At 25.4% G+C, this 19,639-nt stretch carries 15 protein-coding genes; 1 reads left to right on the top strand and 14 read right to left on the bottom strand.

Annotated features, from left to right (window positions below; genetic code table 4):
• Positions 1–134: 134 nt before the first annotated feature.
• The 12 genes from rnc to ftsY form a co-directional block, all read right to left on the bottom strand.
• Positions 135–857, bottom strand: coding sequence for a ribonuclease III (gene rnc / locus F795_RS0100610; protein WP_022935817.1), 723 nt, complete (start codon positions 855–857; stop codon positions 135–137).
• Positions 858–862: 5 nt separating this feature from the next.
• Positions 863–1,873, bottom strand: coding sequence for a phosphate acyltransferase PlsX (gene plsX, locus F795_RS0100605; RefSeq protein ID WP_022935816.1), 1,011 nt, complete (start codon positions 1,871–1,873; stop codon positions 863–865).
• Between the two features lie 21 nt (positions 1,874–1,894).
• Positions 1,895–3,544 carry a DAK2 domain-containing protein gene (locus tag F795_RS0100600; protein ID WP_022935815.1) on the bottom strand — a complete coding sequence of 550 codons (1,650 nt, stop codon included), beginning with the start codon at positions 3,542–3,544 and terminating at the stop codon, positions 1,895–1,897.
• On the bottom strand, positions 3,544–3,837 hold the full coding sequence (locus F795_RS0100595; RefSeq protein ID WP_022935814.1) for a hypothetical protein: 294 nt from the start codon (positions 3,835–3,837) through the stop codon (positions 3,544–3,546). The genes F795_RS0100600 and F795_RS0100595 overlap by 1 nt, the downstream gene beginning before the upstream one ends.
• A gap of 33 nt (positions 3,838–3,870) precedes the next feature.
• Positions 3,871–5,127: a serine hydroxymethyltransferase gene (gene glyA / locus F795_RS0100590; RefSeq protein WP_022935813.1), complete on the bottom strand. Its 1,257-nt coding sequence runs from the start codon at positions 5,125–5,127 to the stop codon at positions 3,871–3,873.
• A gap of 24 nt (positions 5,128–5,151) precedes the next feature.
• Positions 5,152–5,688 (bottom strand): hypothetical protein, encoded by a 537-nt coding sequence (locus F795_RS06220; RefSeq protein WP_027120234.1) that lies wholly within the window; start codon positions 5,686–5,688, stop codon positions 5,152–5,154.
• Positions 5,689–5,896: 208 nt separating this feature from the next.
• Entirely contained in the window at positions 5,897–10,267 is a 4,371-nt protein-coding gene (locus tag F795_RS0100580; RefSeq protein WP_022935811.1) for a PolC-type DNA polymerase III, read from the bottom strand.
• A gap of 30 nt (positions 10,268–10,297) precedes the next feature.
• Positions 10,298–11,251 carry a phosphatidate cytidylyltransferase gene (locus F795_RS0100575; RefSeq protein WP_022935810.1) on the bottom strand — a complete coding sequence of 318 codons (954 nt, stop codon included), beginning with the start codon at positions 11,249–11,251 and terminating at the stop codon, positions 10,298–10,300.
• Between the two features lie 65 nt (positions 11,252–11,316).
• Positions 11,317–11,868 carry a ribosome-recycling factor gene (locus F795_RS0100570; RefSeq protein WP_022935809.1) on the bottom strand — a complete coding sequence of 184 codons (552 nt, stop codon included), beginning with the start codon at positions 11,866–11,868 and terminating at the stop codon, positions 11,317–11,319.
• Positions 11,869–11,923: 55 nt separating this feature from the next.
• Positions 11,924–12,649, bottom strand: coding sequence for a UMP kinase (pyrH, locus tag F795_RS0100565; protein ID WP_027120232.1), 726 nt, complete (start codon positions 12,647–12,649; stop codon positions 11,924–11,926).
• A gap of 940 nt (positions 12,650–13,589) precedes the next feature.
• Positions 13,590–13,820, bottom strand: a complete 231-nt coding sequence (locus tag F795_RS0100560) for a sigma factor-like helix-turn-helix DNA-binding protein (RefSeq protein WP_022935807.1) — start codon at positions 13,818–13,820, stop codon at positions 13,590–13,592.
• A 2-nt stretch (positions 13,821–13,822) separates the two neighbouring features.
• Positions 13,823–14,875, bottom strand: coding sequence for a signal recognition particle-docking protein FtsY (gene ftsY, locus F795_RS0100555; RefSeq protein WP_022935806.1), 1,053 nt, complete (start codon positions 14,873–14,875; stop codon positions 13,823–13,825).
• 69 nt (positions 14,876–14,944) lie between these two features.
• Between ftsY and F795_RS0100550 the strand changes: the two genes are divergently transcribed.
• Positions 14,945–16,615, top strand: a complete 1,671-nt coding sequence (locus tag F795_RS0100550; protein WP_022935805.1) for an MATE family efflux transporter — start codon at positions 14,945–14,947, stop codon at positions 16,613–16,615.
• Here the strand turns inward: F795_RS0100550 and rlmD are convergent.
• Together rlmD and mnmE are read right to left on the bottom strand one after the other, a co-directional pair.
• Positions 16,608–17,933, bottom strand: coding sequence for a 23S rRNA (uracil(1939)-C(5))-methyltransferase RlmD (gene rlmD, locus F795_RS06215; RefSeq protein WP_022935804.1), 1,326 nt, complete (start codon positions 17,931–17,933; stop codon positions 16,608–16,610). The genes F795_RS0100550 and rlmD overlap by 8 nt on opposite strands.
• A 1-nt stretch (position 17,934) precedes the next feature.
• Positions 17,935–19,302, bottom strand: a complete 1,368-nt coding sequence (gene mnmE / locus F795_RS0100540; RefSeq protein ID WP_022935803.1) for a tRNA uridine-5-carboxymethylaminomethyl(34) synthesis GTPase MnmE — start codon at positions 19,300–19,302, stop codon at positions 17,935–17,937.
• Positions 19,303–19,639: the final 337 nt, after the last annotated feature.

Here is a 19,639-nt window from a genome sequence, read left to right as displayed (position 1 = left end):
TTAAATTTATAATAATTAATAATTAAATTATATATAAAATATAAAAACTAACATAATATATTTTTTAAAGTCATTAAATAACATAAATAATAGCAAAAGAAAAAACTAAAAAACACTTTGTTGAAAGTGCTTTTTTAGTTTTCTTGAATGTTTGTTTGTTTGTGCAAAGCATCTAAGGCCGCATTTTTTTCTGCCTCTTTTTTTGTTTTGCCAATGCCTGTTCCATAGTTAACATCATCTACAAATAATTTGCATTCAAAAAGCTCAATTTTATCTTTATCTAAACTTAAATTTGATTTTTTATCACATTTATATTTTATATTAACAATGCCGGTTGATTGAAGCAGTTCCTGTATTGCGGTTTTAGGATCTGCAATCTTTTTAAAGTCGACTTTATGAAAATATTCTTCAAGGTTTTTTAATAAAAATTTAGTTGCAAAGTCTAGTCCTTTTTCAACATATAGAGCTGCTATAAAAGCTTCAAAAAAATCAGAATCAACCTTTTCATTTTGCCCATTAATAAAAGCTTTATTGCCTGTTCTAATATTATCAATAATTTTTAATTTTCTAGAAATAGTAGAAAGGGTATGGTTATTAACAATCGAAATTCTATGTTGTGTGGCCATGCCTTCATTGTAGTTTGGAAACCTTTTATATATTTCAGCAGTTACAACAAACTCAATAATTGCGTCGCCAAGAAATTCTAAATATTCAAAGTTTTGAACGTTTTTATGTTCATTAGAAAATGTAGTATGCGTTAAAGCTTCGCAAAATGTATTAATGTTTATTCCTTTAAGATCTATACCCAAATCGATAAGCAATTTTTTAACTTTTTGTTCAAATATTTCGCTATCCATTTTATTTATTCTTCCTTTTTGTTTTTTTGTTCTAAATCATTTCTTAAATTTTCCATTAAATTATTTTCTAAAGCAAACTTAATTTGATTGAGAGCTCCTAAAAAAGCTTGTGCATCACTTCTCCCATGTGCTTTAACAATTATTTTTTCTAAACCTATTAAATATGCACCGCCTACATTACGATAGTCAAACTTTTCTTTAAATTTAGTTAAATCTTTTTTTAACAATAATCCAGCAATTTTATTTTTTGTCTTGCTCATAATTATATTTTTAAAAACTTTACCAATATTTATAACTGTTTCTTCTAAAGTTTTTAAAAATAAATTACCTGCATATCCATCTGACACAACAACATCAGCATTACCTACTATTATGTCTTCTGGTTCTATAAAGCCTAAATAGTTAATATTTTTATTTTTCTTTAAACTTTCATTAGCTTCTCTTAATGCTAAGGGTCCTTTATAATCTTCGGTGCCAATATTTAAAATACCAATTCTAGGTTCGTGTTTGAAAATAGACTTATAAAAGGCATCTGCAAGAATTGCTCATTCTTCCAAATAATTGGATTTGATTTCAACATTAGCGCCTGCATCTAATAAAAGAATTTTACTATCTAAATATAAGGAAGGCATAACAGGCATAAAAGCAGGACGTGAAATATTTTCCAAACGTTTTACTTTTAAGGCTGCCATACTTATAAATGATGCACTATCTCCACTGCTTAAAATAGCATCTGCATTTCTTTCTTTTAAGATATCAAATGCGCTTAACATAGAAGATTCGTGAGCTAAAATTTCCCTAATATTTTCACTAGGTTTTTTAACTATATTAGTTGAATTTATTATCTCAATATTATTTAATTTTGAAGGTAAATTATCTTCAATGGTTTTTTGATTTCCTACTATAATTAAGGAATAATTTGAATTTTTTGAAGCAAACTCATAAGCAGCTTTAATGGCTTCTATTTCCTTATTGTCATTATTTAATAAATCAAAAACAATTGTGTTATTTTTCATATAAAACCTCCACATTCATTTCTATAAAACGCTTATAAAATAAGGATAAATTGCTTGTCCGCCTTCGTAAGTTTCTATAGTAATATCATAATTTATTTCTAAATAATTAACAAGTTCATCTAGGTCGGCTTTTGAAACATCTTGGCCGTAAATTATATTTAAAAGTTCTGTGTTTTCATCAACTAATTTTTCAATAATTTTAATTGCAGCTTGATTATAATCTTTAGCTGTATCAATTATCTTATTATTTACTAAACTCATAAAATCACCTTTTTGAATTTTAATACCATCTAATTTTATATTTTTAACTGAAGGAGCTACTTCTCCAAATTTAACTTGTTTTAAGATTTCTTTCATTTGTGCAAAGTTTTCTTTTTCACTATTATCAGAGCTAAAATACATAACCATAGGTATAGTTTGCGCTTGGCTTTTTGTTGGCAAAATTAAAACCTTTTTATTGTTAATTATAGTTGCTGCTTGTTGCGCAGATAAAATAATATTAGAGTTATTTGGTAGAATAAAAATTGTTTTGGCATCAACGCTATCAATAGCAGATATGATATCTTTAGTTGAAGGATTGTTTGTTTGTCCACCTTCAATAACATAATCAACGCCCATTTCTTTTATGGTACTAATTAATCCAGCTCCTGTATTACATGAAATTAACCCACATTTTTTGCTAAATGATTTTTCACTTTTCTTCTTATGATCGCCATTTTCAGAAATGCTTTTATTATTTTCATTCATTCTAGTGTTCGCTTGAATAGTCATATTTTCAATTTTAATCTTAACAAATTGACCTAAATTATTAACAGCATTTAAAACATTACCAGGTTTAACTGCATGAATATGAACTTTTAAAAGAGAATTATCTTGAACAACAATAGTTGAATTCCCAATTTTTTCAAACTTTTTAATTAGTTCTACTTTATCGAATTTGTTTGGTTTATCTAAATCTAAAATAAATTCAGTACAATACCCAAATTCACCAGAATAAATTTCATCATTCATAATTATTGAATTGTTTTGATTAGAGTTAAATGACTCAGTAATTGGTTTACCGTGAAAGAAAGCAGACATTCCTTCTAAAATAGCAACAAGTCCTTCTGCACCAGAGTCATTAACACCCGCTTCTTTTAATAAAGGTAAAAGTTCAGGAGTATTATCACAACTTTTTCTAGCAAGTTTTAATGTAATATCAAAAAATTCAGTGAAATCTGTTGAAGGTAAAATTTTATTTTTTAACCCTTCACTTGTTTCGCGAATAACAGTTAATATAGTTCCTTCAACCGGTTTCAAAACAGCTTTATAAGCAATCTTAGTAGCTTTATCAAATGCATCAACTAATTCAAAGCAATTAATAGTTTTCTTATTTTCAAACGCTAAAGTAAAACCTTTAAAAATTTGGCTTAAAATAACTCCCGAGTTTCCTCTTGCAGAAAGTAGCATATTTTTTGAAGTTGTCTCCGCAACTTCTGAAATGCTTGCTTCATCAGAAAGTTGCATTAGAGCTTCTTTTGCTGCTTGAATAGTCATGAACATATTTGACCCTGTATCTCCATCTGGAACAGGAAATATGTTCATTGCATTAATAGCGTTCTTTTTTGAATCCATACTATTAGCTGCTGAGATAATAGCGTATTTTCAATCTTTACCAGTGATAATATTCATTATTCAGTTCCTTTAATATAAATATCTAACTTATGCAAAAAGATATTATTCTTCTTTAAAACATAAGTTAAAATTTGGTGTAATTCTTCAACTACATTTTTAACATTAATATTTGATAATACAATAATACCTATTTCTAAATCAACCAATGATGAATCATTTTTAAAAAATTTAATTTGAAAAACTTCTTCATTTAAGTTATTTTTTGATTTATGGATAGGAACAATTTTTGTTATTCCGACAACGTTTTCAATAACATCAAAAACAATTTTTTTAATATCTACTAAATTCATATTTTAATATTATATAGAATAAATGTCTAAATATTAAGAAATTAGATAGGGCTTTCCGGTTGGAAAAGCATTAGATAATTTAGCAATTTCTTTTCTTATAACATTATGCAATATTTCGTTTTGAGGTTCTCTTAAAGCCTTATCAATTAAATTAGCCATGATAATAAATTCATCTTCTTTAAAGCCTCTTGAAGTCATTGCCGCAGTACCTAATCTGATTCCGCTTGCAACTGTTGGTTTTTCAGTATCATGAGGAATTGTATTTTTGTTAACAGTTATGTTAATATTTCCTAAAATTTCTTCAGCTTCTTTACCAGTTAATCCATAACTTTGTTTTACATCAATAATAAATAAATGGTTTTGAGTAAGTCCTGAAACTATTTTAACGTTCTTATTTATAAAAGTTTGACAAAATGCCTTTGAGTTTTTTAGAAGTTGATTTTGATACTCAATAAATTCAGGTTGAAGTGCTTCATAAAATGAAACTGCTTTAGCCGCAATTTGATGAAATAAAGGGCCTCCTTGATAACCTGGAAAAACAGCTTTATTAATTTTCTTATAAATTTCAGCATCGTTAGTCATAATAATTGCACCACGAGTACCACGTAAAGTTTTATGTGTTGTTGTCATAATGACATCAGCATATTCTGAAGGGGAAGGGTGTAATTTAGCTATGATTAATCCAGAAATATGAGATATATCTGCAAATAAATAAGCACCAACCGCATTTGCAATTTCTCTAAATTTCTTAAAGTCAATAATTTGTGAATAAGCTGAATATCCACAAATTATCATTTTAGGTTTTACTTCTTTAGCTACTTTTAGAATTTCATCATAATCAAGTTTGCCTTCATCATTAAGATAATAAAATGCAGGTTTGTAAAATTTTCCACTAAATGATATTTTATACCCATGAGATAAATGACCACCGTTAGAGAGTTCTAAAGCAAGCACAGTGTCATTTGGTTCTAATAAGGCCATATACACTGCAGCATTTGCTACACTTCCAGAATATGGTTGAACATTGACATATTCAACATTAAAAAGTTTCTTAGCTCTTTCTTGTGCTATCTTTTCGATTTCATCAACGTATTCACATCCACCATAATATCTTTGTCCTGGATAGCCTTCTCCATATTTATTTGTTAAGCATGAACCCGCTGCTCTAAGTACATCTTCTGACACATAATTTTCAGAAGCAATAAGTTCAATATTTGCTTCTTGTCTTATATTTTCTTTTTCGATTAAATCAGCAATTTCTTTATCTTTTAAATTTATTTTCTTATACATGTTTACTTCCTTAAAATAAAAAAATTAATCTAATAAAGATTTATTTTTTCTTTCTTCTTCAATAATAATTTGTTTTTCTTTTTTAATTTTAGCTTTGGCAATAGCTTTATTTATTGCAATAACAATAACAGCGCTTAAAAATGCTAAACCAACTGCAGGTAATACTCTAATAAACCACTTGCCAGTTTCTATACCCGAAGAAACTAGTCATGAGTTCATTACGCACATAACAGGCACTAAAAAGTTAAGTGATGTAATTTTAAGTTTTTTAAACCTAATCAATAATGCAATTACAATTGATTGAACTGCGGCTACACACAATGCAACCGGTAATAATAGAGATCATCTAGAACTTGCGAATTTTGTTGTGCTTCTAATTGCTCAACCATCTGCTCCCATTAAAAGAAAAACTAAGAATGAAGGGATCGCAATTAAAAGGAGTGCAGTTAAACTTATTTTTCAAGAATCTGATAAGGCACGTCTTTCTTTTTTGATTTGATCTGAGTTTTTATAATTTTCAAAATTTATTTTTTTATTTTTTCATTTTTTATTTTTTGACATTTGATTAACCTGTTTTTCTAAAAATTTTAGTAAATATATTAATAAAGTTAAATTATACATTATTTATAATTAAACCTAAAAATTAATTTTGTAGTTAATATTTAATAATTAAAAAAATACTTTCTTAAAGACTTTTTTTAAGAAAATTGAAATAATAAAAAATATTCAAAAAAGTACTTAATATAAAGATTTTTTTGAATATTTCTAATTAAAATAAAGTCATTTGATTTGTTTCATCAAGATCATCAAGAACACCTAGTTCTTTTAAAGCATTAATAGTTTTTGTATTAAGCTTTGTACGATCTTTTAAGTCTTCTATTGAAACAAATTCGTGTTCTTTTCTTGCTTTAACAATAGATTCAGCAGCAGATGATCCTAACCCTTCAACAACTGCGAATGGAGGTATTAATGCTTTTTCTTTCTTATCAACAGTTCATTTATTAGCATCAGATAATTTTAAATCGACATTTTTAATTTTTAGCCCACGAGCATAAAGTTCTTGAGCAATTTCCATTAAAGGAATAAATTCAATTTCTTTTTGCGACAAAGGAATTTCGCTTTTACTACTTTGTCTTTTTATAAATTCATCTAGTTTATTGCTAATAGCTTTATATCCCGACTTTAAAATATCTACAAATACAAATTGATTTTTAGTTGAAAAGTAAGCTGCATAAAATTCAAGAGGATAATAAACTTTATATCATGCAAATCTTCAAGCCATAATAACATAAGCTGTAGCATGTGCTTTGGGAAATAAATACTTAATCTTTTTAAAAGTATCTTGATATCATGAAGGGATTTTTCTATTGCTTTTTATGATACTTAAGTATTCAGCAGTTAAACTTTTACCTTTTCTAACGTCTTCCATTATTTTAAAAGCAACTTGTTTATCAACACCACGGTCAATTAAATTTTTCATAATATCATCACGACAACAAATACAGTCAATTAATTTAACACCATTTTTAACAAGTTCATCAGCATTACCACTTCAAACGTTTTCACCATGACTAAGACCTGAAATTAAAATTAATTCATTAAAAGTTTTAGGCTTGAGAACTTTTAACATACCTCTAATAAATTGTGTTCCAAATTCAGGTAATGCTAAAGCCCCTGTAGTTTCACCATGAATATCTTCAGGTTTTATTTTTAGCGAATCTAAACTATAAAATAATTTAATTGTTTTCTCATCCATTTTAGGAATTTCACTAACCTTTACATTAGTTAAACTTTCTAACATTTTTATAGATGTAGGATCATCATGTCCTAATAAATCAAGTTTTAAAACTGAATCGTGTAATGCTTTTTTATAGTCAAAATGGGTAGTCAATCATGTGCTATTAGTTTCATCAGATGGAAAATTGGCAGGCGTAAAATCTTCAATAGTATATTCTTTAGGAATAATAACAATTCCGCCAGGGTGTTGACCACTAGTTCTTTTGACTCCTTGAGTCTTAGAAGCTAGAAAATCAAAATAACTCTTAGATCAAATTTCACCATTGTGTAAGACTTTTTCCGCATATTTCTTGCAATAACCATAAGCGGTTTTTTCAGCAACAGTCATTATGGTTCCTGCTCTAAAAGTGTTTTCTTTTCCAAATAGATCCCTAACATATGAATGAATTGTAGGTTGATATTCACCGCTAAAATTAAGATCAATGTCAGGAACTTTTTCTGCTTCAAAACCTAGGAAAGTTTCAAATGGAATGTTATGACCATCTTTTGTTAAATTAATATTGCACTTAGGACAAAGCTTATTTGGTAAATCTCAGCCTGAATGAACATCTTTATCTTTTGACCATTCAAAGTATTTACATTGTTCACAAAGGTAATGAGGGGGGAGCGGATTAACTTCAGTTATTTGCGATAAATTAGCAACTATTGAAGAACCAACACTGCCTCGACTCCCAACAACAAAACCATCTTTATTACTTTTTTTAACAAGCAAGTGACTAATTCAATAAATAACAGAATATCCATATTTAATAATTGATGAAAGTTCTTTATGTATTCTTTCAGCAATTATCGGATCAATATTTTTTCCATATCTTTCTAAAGCTGTTTTATAAACTAGTTCTTCTAATTTTTTATCTGATTCATCAAATTTAGGAATATATAATTTGTTTTTAATTATTTCTATATTTTTTTCAATTTGATTTGCAATTTCATAAGTATTATCAATAACAATTTCTTTAATCAAATCTTGATTTCTTAAAAAAGCAAATTCATCTAACATTTCTTGAGTCGTCAATAATCTAAAATATGTTTGACAATATTTTCTATATTTTTCTAATTTATGAAGACCGCCTCCTAATGAAGGTGTATTAATATAAATATCATGAATTAGCTTTTGATAATCATAAACATATCTTGAGTCACTGACTGCAACACAAATTTTTCCCATTTTTTTAGCTTTATTAATTAAATCTATATATGCTGTTTCAACTTGTTCACGAGTTATTCAGTCACTACTATATAAATAGTTGAATGTTGAAATAGGTGGAAGTTCAATATAATCAAAAGGGATAAGCGCTTTAATAATATTTTCATCACTACCATTAATAACTTCTTCTCATAAAAATGAAAAGTTAGTTCCTGAACCTAATAATAAATCAGGATCTGGTAATCAATTATTTATTAAAAATCTTGGACCTCCATAATAATTTGTAGTTAGTGAATGCGTAATATATTGATATAACTTTTTAAGGCCATCCTTATTTTTAGCTAGCATACGCACTTCATAACCAAATTTTCTTGATAAATCAGGGAGTTCAATTTTTCTTAAATCATCTGCGGTATAAATTTTCTCTTTAGTTTTAAATCTTTGTAAAATTTGTGTTCAAACATTAGCTAAAACCATAGCATCATAATCTCCTCTATGGGCTTCACTTTTGCTATATGTTATATTAAATTTTTCAGCTAGATTTTTAAGCGTATGTTTTTTTTCTTTTGGGAATAATAATCAAGAAATTGGTAGTGTATCAATTCCTCTAATAATGCTTGTATCAAGGCCATTTTCAGAAAATTTTTGTTTACAAAAATTAATATCAAAACGAGCATTATGGGCAACACAAATCTTATCTTTTAAAATATCGTAAATCTTTTGAATACCTTCTTTTTGACTAAGACCTTGCTCAACCATTTCATTGGTAATGTTAGTAAGTTCAGTAATTGAAGATGGAATTGGTTTATTAGGTTTTAGAAAGAATTGTTCTTTCCCTTTTATTTTTCCATTAACTACATAAGTAGCACCAAATTCTATAATATCATTAAATCTAGCACTTAATCCTGTAGTTTCAATATCATACACAACATAAACAACTTGCTCACTTCTATCTAAAGGAAACAAATTAAAGTTGCTTTCTCCAAAAACAATATTATTATTTGTATCAATGGAAGTTAAAGTTGCTCCATAAATGGGTTTAATGTTAGTAGGTAAAGATTCTAAGTAAAAATTAGGAAAGTTTTGAACATTATCCAAATCAGTTATAGCTATTGCATCATGTCCTCATTCTTTAGCAGCTTTTAAATATTGGTCTACAGTTGAGATACCATCATGTGCAGTCATATTGGTCCGATTAGCAAGCTCTACTCTTTTAAATTTTGACTGCTCTGTAGGTATTTTTTGAATATCACTAACTACTAGTGGAACATCGCGTCCCATAATAACTTTACCAGAAGCTTGTGATTTATAAAAGTCAAAAGACACTTGGCCTCTAACTCTTATTGTTTGTCCAACTTTAAACTTAGTAAATTGTTCATCATCAATTGAAGCAAAATAAAGAACTTTAATAGCTTCTTCATAATCTGAAATAAAAAAAGAAATCATATTTTTATTATTCTTAGTAATTTTTGTTTCTAGTTTATAAATTTCGCCAATTGTTTCAACATTTTCATTAGCCATAGTTTCCACAATTGTTTTAATTGAAGCTGACTTAAAATTAGAACTTCTTCTTTTCAAAAAAGGAGAAGACTCAAAATTAACACTACTTTTTTCTAATTCATTACTTTTGGCATCAGTAATTTTAATTGCTTTATTAATTGACTCTGTTACTTTTTCTTTGTATTCATTAAGAGTTTTTTCAGCTTCTAAAATTTTGATGTCAATAGAATAACCACTAAAATGAGCTAATTTTAATATTTCTAGCCCACTAGTAATTAATTCTTGTTCTCTACCTTTATAGTTTTCTGGTAGAGATAAAATTAAATGTTTATTTTCTAACTTAACATTATTTGGTTTTAAGAATAAAAAGATATCTTTTTTATTAGGATATTTTTGACTAATAAAATGTTCACTATAATCTAAAATTGTCTTTTTATCAAGTGCTTCTTCTTTTACATTTCAAATTAATTCAAAACTATCATTAAACTTTTTATATAAAGCTGCATAAAATTTTTCAAATTGTGCAATTGGCAAATGTGTTTGAAATGTTACAAAAAATAAAATCCTTTCATTGCCATTTTCTAAAGTTTTAAATTGACAATCATCAAAAGTCATGCCTTCAAAAAACCTTGAAGGTTTAAATTTGATTTCTGCAAATAATTTTTTTAAATTTTCACTAAAGTTATAGTCGTCCATATTTCTACCTTTTCTCTCTTATTTTAAATCTTATATTAACAATATAATTGAAACTCCAATTGCCACTAAAGAAGTTGAATCAAACCTATCCATAATACCACCATGTCCAGGAATTAAATTTGAATAATCCTTTATTTTAAAAATCCTTTTAATTAAAGAAAACATTAAGTCTCCAACAATTGATAACATAGGAATTATTATCATACCAATTATTAATTGTGGAATTTTTGTAAAAAATGTAATCTGTTCTTTTTTAAGCTGGTGCCCTAAATAGAATAATAAATAGACACAAATAAATCCTAATATGTAAGAAATAATTGCACCTTCTCAAGTTTTCTTAGGACTAATTCTTGGCGAAAATTTTCTTTTAATAAATTTATGTCCTAAAAGCATTCCACCAAAATATCCTGATGTATCTACAATAACCGGAATTGCAAATAGGATAGCTAAAAAATATAAATTAGTAATATTAAATAAAAATAAAATTTTTAAGAATATTGGAATGTAAAGTAACATGGAAGTCACAATTATATATTCAATGATCATTTCTTTAAAATTAAAATATTTTTTAATATTTGAGGAATAAATTAGCATTACGATCACAGGAATTACTATAAATTGCACACAAACAATGTTTAGAATCGCGTCTTTTACAAAAAGTGATTCATACATTATCTCTCTTAATTTATCAATTTTTAATCCTTTTGTGTTATTAAAAATATAATTGGTATCAGTTGAAAAAAATAGATTAGATGGAAAAAACCAAACTACCAAACTTAGAAAAAGAAGCAATGTGATCGAAACTGCATTAAGTTTTGTGTGTTTTAAAATTTCATAAAGTGCTAATAGTGATAAACATATATAAAAAATAAAACCTATTATTTTTCCTTCTTTTTGAAACAAATTAGTAGTAACAAAGAATGGTAAAATAATCAATAAAAGTATTGATGCTGAAAGCGCTCTCTTGGCTATATTTTTTTTCATAAGTATATTTTATTATACAAAGAAAATTATTAAAATGCTAAAACAAAAATAAAAAAATGACTATATTATATAGTCATTAATTCTTTTTCTTTATTAGCACTAATATCTTCAATTTTATTAATTGCTTTAGTAATTTCTGTTTGTATTATATCGAGATAATGTTTTTGAATATCTTCAGAAAGTTCTTTATCATTTTTTATTTTTTTATTAACATCTTGACGAGCTTGTCTAATATTAACTCTTGCTTGTTCAGTTATAAGATTCAATTGCTTTACAAATTCTTTTCTTTTGTCGGTTGTAAGTTGAGGATAATTTAATCTTAATTGGTGTCCTTCATTAACTACTGTTAAGTTCAATTTATAGTCATTAATTGCTTTTTCAATATCTTTAATTGTTCCAATATCATATGGTTTAACAACTAATTGCAAAGCACCAACAGGCTGAATTGAAGCAACTTCATCTATTGTTACTTGAGAATCATAATAATTAATTTTAATCTTGCTAACTAAAGCTGGATTTGCTCTACCAATAGCTATTTTAACTATTTGGCTTTCATAATTAGCGATAGATTTAGAAACTAATTCTTTCAATTCATCTAAGTATAAATCTAATTCCATAATTCTCCTTTTTTGTTGTTATTTAAATAAGCACAATAAAGAATAACACATTTTATTATTTTTTGTTAGAAATAATTGTATGTGAAATCTTTTGATCTATTATTTTTAATAGTGAATCGTTTTCTAAAATATTAAATATTAAAATGTCAATATTATTTTCACTAGCCATTGTAGCAGCTGTATAATCCAAAACCTTTAATCCTAATTTTACAATATCTTCATATGAAATGTGATCAAATTTTTTAGCATCTTTATTTATTTTGGGATCATCACTATAAACACCATCGACATTATTTTTTCCCATTAATATAGCATCCGCTTTTATTTCACTAGCAAATAATGTAGCAGCAGTATCGGTTGTAAAGAATGGACGCCCAGTTCCACCAGCAAATATTACAATTTCACCATTATTTAAATATTTGATGGCTTTTTCATTAATATATTCTTCACAAACTTTACTATCCATAGACAAACTTGATAGCACTCTACATTTTAATTTTTGATTTTCAAAACCTGATTGTAATGCTAGTGCATTCATTGTTGTTGCAAGCATACCAATGTAATCGGCTCTTACTCTAGGGATACCATTTTTTTCTGCACTTGTACCACGTCAAAAGTTTCCACCGCCAATAACTATTGCTACTTGAATATTTTTAGAAATAATTTCTTTTAGTTGTCTTGCAAAATTTTTTACTAATTCGTAATCAATGGCTAAACTTTTAGATTTATTAGCAAGACCCTCACCTGATAATTTAATTAAAATTCTTTTGTATTTCATTATCTTCCTTTTATTATATTTTTAATTAATTATATTAAATAATAAGAAAAAATTCTAAAATTAATTACATGTTTTAACTAAAAAAATTAAAATTTATTTTTTCCCTTATTTAAAGGTGTTTTTTAAATTTTTATAAAAAAACAAATATATCTCTAATTAATATTAATTAATCGAATTTTGCAATATTATATTAAAACTAAATTAATGCTTATAAAAAGCATTTTTTTAAAAAAAACAAAAATAGAATTCTGCTCTTTTCTTTTTACATATTTTCTATTTTTTATCTTAAAATAAGGATTTTTTTAATTATTTATATAAAAATTTAAAAACAATAAATAATATAACTAAGCAAACAACAAGAATTATAATAGACAATGGCTAATAGCTACTGGTTTTTTAAAAAGTTTATTTTGTGCATAATTTCTATTTTCATAATTTCTTTTAAAACTTTATCTTGCAATACTGTTATGATATTCAATAAAGAATAATGATAAGCATCTATCTCATTATTTGAATAGGTTTCCTTAAATTCATAAAAATGAATAAAAATATATTTATTACAAAATCTAATTTTTTACTACTATGAAGAGAAATTTAAGAATATTAAATAAGCTTGTTTGTTTCTTTTCTTGATGCTTTATATATCTGAATTAAATTTTTTAAATAAGCTTGAAATATTAAAATCAATAGGTTAAATTATTTAACCATGTTTCAAAGCATCTTTTAAATATTAATTTTTATTAAATTAAGTTTTTATAATTTGAAAATGTTCTTACTGATTATCAATTTTAAAATTTGCCTTAATATAAATTGATTTTGAATTATCTACTAATGACATAATATTTAAATATTTACATATGTATTATTAATTTCTGAAAAAATTTTTATCTGTTAGTTTTATATTTATTTTAATAATTACAAAAACATTTTTTTGGTGAGAATATTAATTTCCTAATTTAGCATTTAAATCCAACAATTTTTTCTTACCTTTTTTTAATGCATCAAAAACAGCGCTACGTGTTAGTGCTAATTCATTAGCTATTTCTGTTATGCTTAAATCTTCGATAAAATATAAATATAAAATTTGTTTTTGTGCTTGTGATAAGAAGTTTTTTAGTTTTTCATATAAATTAATATAATGTGTTCTTTCATCTAATTCATTATTATTATTCATATTTAATTTAACTCTTTCATTAGACCGTAAATAAATAAATTAAGATCAAACTCTAATAAATCATCTACTTTTTCGCCCATACCAACATATTTTACCGACAAACCAATTTCATCTTTTATTGTTAAAATAATTCCACCTTTAGAGGTACCATCCATTTTGGTTAAAATTATTCCAGTCAATTTAGTAGATTCAGAAAATATTTTGGCTTGTGAAACACCATTTTGTCCTGTAGTAGCATCTAATACTAACAAACTTTCATGTGGGGCATCAGGATATTTATTAGTTATAACTTTATTAATTTTTGCAAGTTCATTCATTAAGTTAACTTTATTTTGTAATCTCCCAGCGGTATCAATAATTAAAACATCATACTTTTCTTTTTCTGCTTTTTCTAAGGCTTTGTAAACCACTGCTGCTGGATCTTTTTCATTTACTTCTGGTTTTAAAATTGAAGCTCCAACTTTGTTGGCTCAAATTTCAAGTTGTTCAACAGCCGCTGCTCTAAATGTATCAGCTGCAGCTATTAGAACTTTTTTTCCTTCTTTAATTAATAAATTAGCTATTTTAGAAATAGATGTGGTTTTTCCACAACCATTAACACCAACCACTAAGAAAATATTTAATCTACCTTCTTTAATATTTAAAGAAGTATCAACAACAGAATTAGCAGTGTAAATAGTAAATAATTTATCAGCAATAATTTCATTTATCAATTTAGGATCTTTAATGTTTTCATTTTTTACTTCTTTCTTGCATTCATCAATTATTATTGAAACAAGTGAAGAAGAAATGTCTGACATAATTAAAATATCTTCTAAATCATCGAAGAACTCTTCGTCAATCACATTATATTTATTTTGTAACTCTTTTATGCTTTCTATAAAAGAGTTGTTTGATTTAGATAAACCTGCAACATATTTATTTAATTTATTTTCTTTTTCTCTTAACTTTAATAATTTTTTTTGTTCTTTGGCTTCAAGTTTAGCTTGTTTTTTTAAAAGTCTTTCTTCTTTAGTACCAAATATTTTATCTTTTAAATTTGATCAAAAACCCATAATCGCTCCTTAATTAATAGTAATAAATTACTGTAATTTATAATATAATTATATACAATTATTGCAATTATGAAAACAACCGTAACAAAAGAAAAATTTAGACAAATATTTGGCGTGTATAGGTTTAAAGAAATTATTAAACCTGCGATTAATTTGTTTTTACAAACCCTAGTTTTATCGATAGTTGGTTTTACTTCTCAACTAGCTATTTCTTTATATAATAAAAGTTACCATATTGATGGTACATATAGTGGTTCATATTTTTATACTATTGCAAAAATATTAACTGTTTATAAAATATTTATGTTTATCCCGTGAATTTATTCTTCAGGAGTACTAATAGTTGCATCTAGGTTATATTCATTAAAAAAATATGAAGAAATAAAACGCTTATTAAATAATTCAACTTATTTATCTCTTATTGTTAATGTTTTATCTTATGCTATAGTTTTAATGTTTAGTAAATATTTCTTAAAAATGTCAGGAGTTAAAGATGTTCCTATTTATACTTGAAACACTTTACAAGATTGAAAAATATATGAGGCTAATTTAAAAATCATAAAAGATAATAATTTACAAATAAGTAAAATTTCAAAAATCGTCTTAGATGGAGGAACTTTTGGAAGTTTTACTTTTGAAAATTCTAAAGCAGTTTTAAAGATAGCTAATGAATATAGTTTCGCTGTTAAATATTTATGATTATGCCTTTTAGAATTATTTATATTTTCAATTGGTCAATGTTATTGTTCCGTTTTAACAGCAGTAAATAAAACCTTAGAAAGTAGTATTTCTTATTCAGTGGGTTTAGTTGTTAGATTAGCTTGATCTTACATTTCATTATTTGCAATTAATGCTTTGGAAACTAGCGCTTTAGTTTTAAGTTTAGATGGTGTAATTGGCGGAGCCATACAATTATTATTAGGAATATTTTTATATGCTAAATATAATAAAGACAATAAAAAGAAAATAGAAAGCGAAAATCAAGAAAAAGATAAAAATGATCAAAATATAGCTGAAACACAAGTTCCAGTAAAAACATGAAAATGAAGTAATTCTTATATCAAACAAATCTTTTTATTAGGTCTACCTATTTCTATAGAAAACGGAGTTTGATACATAGCACAATTTTTATTAGCAGCATCAATTGATAAAGCAAATTTAAGTATTGGGTATTTTGGTATTTATAGGGCAATTAACAATATAAATGATATATTTGTAGCGTTTGTTTATGGTATGAGTTTCTTAACGAGTTCATTAATTGCAAAAGAAATAGAAACGAAAAATTATGATGAAGCTTATAAATTAGAAAAAGGACTATTTAAGCTTTCTGTATATGCGCAAATATTATTTAGTTTACTTTGCATAGCTTTAACAGAACCATTATTAAGATTATATTCAATCGATCATAAATTAATTGTACAAATAGGCTATTTATGTACATTTGTATTATTAATAAAATCTATATCAGATATTGGTAACCTTATAACGCTTAGAAGTTTATGAGGCGCTGGAAGAGTTTGATATCCTGTGATTGTAAGTATAATAATTATGATCTTATTACAAACAGGGCTTACATATTCACTTGTATATTTACACAACAAACACAATTGATTCCCAACAGATCCAGTAATGCTAATAGTTATATTATCTAGCACAATATTTGATCCCCTTGCTAGATCAATCTCTTATAAAATTTATTGAAATATAAGATACAAAAAAATTAAAAAACAACTTAGTTAAAGTTGCTTTTTAATTTTAAAAAAACTAGTGTTTCTATATGTGGTGTTTGTGGAAACATATCAAAAGGTTGGACATATTCAATTTCATAATTATTTGAAACATTGAATATTTTTAAATCCCTGACCAGTGTTCTTGGATTACAACTTAAATAAATAATGTTGTTGATTTTATTACTGATAACAACATTAACAATATTTGGAGTTAAACCATCGCGTGGCGGATCAAACACAATAGTATCTATATTTATTTCTTTATTTTTTTCAAAGAACTCGGTACAATCTAAATTGTAAAATCGAACATTATTTAAGTTGTTTTTTAAAATTAACTCATTCCCATTTTCCACAGCTTTTTTATTGCTTTCAACGCACAAAACATTATTAACATATTTTGACAAGGTAATACCTATAACACCAAGCCCCGAATAAGCATCAATTAAATTTGTTTTACTTTTATTGTTACTAATTTTAGTTTCTATTATTTTAAAAATTTTTAAAGCTTGATTTTCATTTATTTGAAAAAATGTTTCAGGTGACAAGGGATAATTAATGTTGTCAAAATTAAAGTTAATTCAATCTCTATCTGAATAAACTATTTTTTTATTTCCTATATTTTGAGATATTTTGCAATTTGGGAATTTTAAAAAAATCTTATCTAATAGGGGTTTTTTAATATTTTTGCTATTGTTTGATTCAGATATAAAACATATTTGCTGTTCATTATTTAAAATAGAATTTCTAAATATAATACTTTTTATATTTGTTTCATCTAGCAATTCTAAATTATCTTTTAGAACTTTTGTTGTATATTTAATTAAATTATTAAGTGCATTATTAGCTAATATATAATTTTCTTGTTCAACAATAGTATGAGTGTTTTCTTGAAATTCGCCTATTAATAAAGTTTTTTTTGAAAATTGAACATGCAATATAATTTTGTTTCTATATCCTATTATATTATCTGATGAAACAATATTTTTCACTTTATTAAAACGTAATTCTCTACTAAATAATTCATTCACTATTTTTTGCTTAAATTTTAATTGTTCATCATAATCAAGAAAAATTAATTTTGAGTTATCAATTAACAAATTATCCTTAACAAAATTTTTATTTCTTTTTAACGAACATGAATATCTAAAAACAACCTTACCAAAAGCATATTTTGAAAAATACTTAATTATTTTGATATCTATTATTTCATGTAAATAAGCATTAGAAACTAAAATAGGGTAGCCTTCAATTCTAACAACCCCGTAGCCTTCATAACTAAATTCAGTAACCTCAACATGCTTTAAAAAATCATTATTTATTTTAATCATTTTATTTACCCAAACAAAACTTACTAAATATATGGTTTAGTATATCCTCTGTGTCGTAGTCCTCATTAAGTGATGATTTAATGTTAGCTAGACCTTCTAATAAATCAACAATAACAACATCTAAACTTATTTTTGCTTTTAAACCATTAATACAATTTTCAATATTACTAATGCATTTATTTAATTCAGATACTTTTCTCTCATTAAAAACGGGGTTATTTATTTTTTCCTCAATTCCAATAAATGACTTAACTAAAGCATTTTTTAGTTCATAAGCATTTTTATTTTTAGCAGAAATTCAAATCATATCTTTAATTTCTTTAGTTTGTTTTTGCTTATTTGTTAATAAATCAATTTTGTTTAAAACAAACAAAACATTCTTTTTATTTTTAATTTTTTCTTTTATATTGTTATTGATTTTTAAATCGCTAGGCTCAAATAAATAAATAATCACATCAGCTTCATCAATACTACTTATGGCTTTTTTAATACCTATGCTTTCAACAACATCCGTTGTGTCCCTTAAACCAGCGGTATCCAATAATTCAAAAATAATACCATTAATACTAAACTCTGAAACATTAACATCTCTAGTTGTTCCAGGTATATCAGTAATAATCGCTTGATCTTTGTCAATTAATAAATTAAATAATGTTGACTTTCCAGTATTAACATTTCCAACAATCGCTACTTTTGTTCCCGAACTTACTTTTTGTAATTTATTACTTATATCAAGTGTATTTTTAATTTTATTAATTAAATTAATACATTTTTCTAGCAAATCATTAGGATTAGCTTGTTCAATATCATTATAATCAGAATAATCAATATTAACTTCAATTAAACCAACAATAGACATCAATTCATTTTCTATTTCTTTAATTCATGGATAAGTTTTATCTTTAAATTGCGATGCGGCAACTTTTCTTTGTATATTAGTTTTTGCATGTATTAAAGAATTAATAGCTTCTGCTTTTTCTAAGGTAATTTTTCCATTTAAATATGCTCTACGTGTAAATTCACCTTTTTCAGCCATTCTAGCGCCATTGTTTAATATTAGACTTAAGATTTTATTTGTAACTAAAATGCCGCCGTGTGCATTGATTTCTATTGTATCTTCGCCTGTATAATTATTAGTTCCAATAAACCAAGCAACCAGAACTTCATCAATAAATTCTTTTGTGTCAGGATCAATAATATGTCCATATGTAATTGTTTTATCAGTTCCAATTTTTCCATTAAATATTTTTTTAATAATCTTAGTTGAATCTCTTCCTGATATTCTAATTATTGAAATAGCTTGATTAATATTGTTACCTGATGATATAGCAACTATTGTGTCTAAAAATTTATTAACTGATTTTTTCATAACTTAAATTATTACATTTTTTATATTTATTTTTTGTAATTGGTTTTTTAGTAAGTATAAAAATATTCGATTACTCATTTTATTTTTACATTATTAATGTTTATATTTAATATATTTATAAATTTATAATTATTTTAATATATATTTATTAGTATAAATTTTTTTGTTTTTTTAAAATAATATAATAATAAAGAATTTTAAAATGTTAATAACTCAAAAAAGCATTCAAAATAAGTATTTTTTTGAGTTTGTTAGTGTGTTAAGTTCGTGTTTATATTAACAAACAATTATTTTGTTTAAACAGTTAAAAATGTTAAAAAAACACTTAAAAATAGAG

The organism is Metamycoplasma orale ATCC 23714 (assembly GCF_000420105.1).
Lineage (GTDB): Bacteria > Bacillota_I > Bacilli_A > Mycoplasmatales > Metamycoplasmataceae > Metamycoplasma > Metamycoplasma orale.
Note: the sequence above shows the minus strand (reverse complement) of the source record. Positions and strands in the feature narration are given on the sequence as shown.